At 43.6% G+C, this 2723-nt stretch carries 2 protein-coding genes and 1 pseudogene; 1 reads left to right on the top strand and 2 read right to left on the bottom strand.

The window, feature by feature from the left end; all coding sequences use genetic code 11:
• A partial coding sequence (locus tag BM329_RS14060; protein WP_177216251.1) for a transposase occupies positions 1-108 on the top strand: 108 nt, incomplete at its 5' end.
• 65 nt (positions 109-173) lie between these two features.
• On the opposite strand, the pseudogene BM329_RS14065 reads toward BM329_RS14060, so the two are convergent.
• A pseudogene (locus BM329_RS14065) lies at positions 174-1724 on the bottom strand (S9 family peptidase); the annotation flags it as partial.
• Positions 1725-1787: 63 nt separating this feature from the next.
• Positions 1788-2549 (bottom strand): cell envelope integrity protein TolA, encoded by a 762-nt coding sequence (gene tolA / locus BM329_RS14070; protein WP_245759102.1) that lies wholly within the window; start codon positions 2547-2549, stop codon positions 1788-1790.
• Between the last annotated feature and the right edge of the window lie 174 nt (positions 2550-2723).

Below are 2723 nucleotides of genomic sequence, written 5' to 3' on the forward strand. Positions count from 1 at the left end.
AGTAAAAGCTCCGCCTTGTGGTCACGTTCATACTTCGCTTGCACTGCTGGCGGTGCAACAATTGAAACGTTAAAGGCTTATGTGGAGAGTCAGGCAACCCCAGATTAAGCCGCTATCGCGTCTTACGCCTTATATCCCCGCCCGATGAGGGCGAGGGGTTACGGCGAAATTGCTAAATCACCACCACCACGCACATGCACCAGCGCATAGACAAAACCACGATCCAACAAACTCAGCAGTGCGGAACTGAAATAGGGGTCCATGCTGATGCCATAAGCACCATAACCGTAAATCAGGATCGGGTTCTCACCTTTTTTGAACAGAGATTTGTGGTACACCAATGAAACAGGTACTTCCACACCATCACGCGCTTTTATCCAAATGCGCTGACTTTCATAATTCTCTTTGTTGAAGCCTTTAACTTCCTGCTGTTTCAATAGTTCACGCTCACCTGTCTGCATATCCCACTGGAATACAGAACTTGGCGTTGTCATGGATGAATAGCTGTAGCGCAGTAAGTTAGTATCCGGCTCAGGATTATAACTCAATGAGGCCATATAGGCCGGATCATCAAATTGTACGCGCTTTTCCTGCTTAGTTTTCCAATCAATCTGACGGATTGACGATAATCCTTTGGTACGTTCTTGTAAAACCAGCCAGTTGTTGAACAACGCAAAGTTTTCCAGATCCGTATTTTCCTGTGGAGCAATAACGGTTTCCCACAGTTTATCGATGGCGCTTGTCCGATATAAACCAAATAGTGGGTTTTCATGGTTAGAGCGGATATAAAACTGTCCACGGAAATGATCGAGATCATATTCACGTCCCGCCTGACGGGCAGAGAAAACTTGCGGCTCTGTTTGCGGATTATTAGCATCAATCAGGCGATATTCTGAAGTTGAGTAACTTGAACTCGAAATCAAAATATAATCAAGCGAAGTACTTTCCGAAATTGACAGATAAAAACGATCATCTTCTTCCTGATAAACCTTTTTATCCTGCTTGGTATTCGTGCCATATTGATGGCGGAATAACTGATAAGGCAATAAAGTTTGTGCATCCCTGCGCACATAAAACAGGGTATTGCCATCATTGGCCCACAAAATATTACCGGACGTATTTTCTATGGCATTATTCTGCCAGTCAGCATCGGCAAAATTCTTAAATGAGATTTGGAAATTACGGCGCCCTTGGGTATCTTCTGCCACCGCAATGCGCTTGTTATCTAACGTAACTGCAAATCCGCCAATTTGATAAAATTTATGGCCTTTTGCCCGCTCGTTGCCATCAACCATAACCTGCCAGTCAGATGAGTTATCGGCAGGCTTACGCTGATAAATCGGGAAATCCTTCCCTGCTTCGTAAACGGTACGATAAATATACCCATTATAAGTATAAGGAACAGATTGATCTTCTTTACTCATTCTGTCAGTCATTTCTTTATACAGGATTTCCCGCAATTCCTGACCTGTTTTCAGCATCTGCTTGGTATATTGATTTTCAGCCGTTAAGTAATCAATGACATTTTTGTCCTGACGGTTGTCATCGCGCAGCCAATAGTAATTATCGATGCGGGTATCTCCGTGGATCTCCATCTTATGCGGCTGTTTTGTCGCCATAGGTGACACCATATTTTCCTCCGTTGCGATAGTGGCACAACTATTGCTCAACAAACTTCCTCCCAACAAAAAGCCGAGCATGGCTCTTTTACTGCTACTGCGCATTATCTTTTTTATAGGTGATGAAAATACCGTTTCATACTGTGACATGCCATCAATCCTGTATTTTTATTGAGACAAAGAAAAATCTATCGGCAGTTCAACCGTAATCCTGCCATTAGTTAAAATAATATCGGGCGGAGCAGGCAAAGGCTGTGCTCTTTCCAATACCATTTTTGCTTCCCTGTTGAGTGAATTAGTCCCTGAATGCCGGGTCAATTCACTGTCAATCACGCTTCCTAATCGATTAACCGTAAATCTCACCATCGGATGTCCTGTTCGTTTTCTTCTCTGCGCATCTACTGGGTATCTTTTATAGCGATTAAGATGCCCGGTAACTTCTGCTTGCCAGACCACCGTGGCATCAGCAATAGTATCTGAATTACTGTCATAAGATGCCGCAGTGCGGACGGCCACATTATTTGCTGCGGCGCTACTGGTCGTGGGTGCCACGCTACTGTGTGATTTTTCACTTTCCTGTTCTTTTGCTTTCACTCGCTTCACAGGCTGTGTTTTTTTCGGCGCATCTTGCTCTTTCTGTTTTTTCTTTTGCTTATTCACTAAGAGCTGGGCATTCTCATTTACATCCAGTTTCGGCATGTGAATTTCATCAGCCTTGCTTTCCTGCTGCTTACTGGCAACAGATAACTGTTGTTCAACGCCAATCGGCTGATTCTGTACTTTATTTATTGCTTCTGTTTGCGTTGACAGTTCAACCATAACCGCAGGAGGAGGCAGTAATTCTTCGATATCAACATCTGCGGGTTTGTAGACTAGCCAGCTTACAACCAAAGCGTGAAGTGTGATCGCTGCAAGAAAGGATTTTGTCACGTGGCTTGTGTGAGCATTTTGATACGTGTTGTACGTCAACATCTCTTTAATAGCACATTATGTCAATAATAAATGGGTATCTTGGATTCGCCTAATAAGTGCAATTTCTAAGAAAGGCGGTCAGTTGCTATAGTAGGCATCTTTCTCGCCAAAGGAAAATGCGCTATGGCCTAT

Origin of the sequence: Xenorhabdus koppenhoeferi, assembly GCF_900116635.1 — a bacterium.
Lineage (GTDB): Bacteria > Pseudomonadota > Gammaproteobacteria > Enterobacterales > Enterobacteriaceae > Xenorhabdus > Xenorhabdus koppenhoeferi.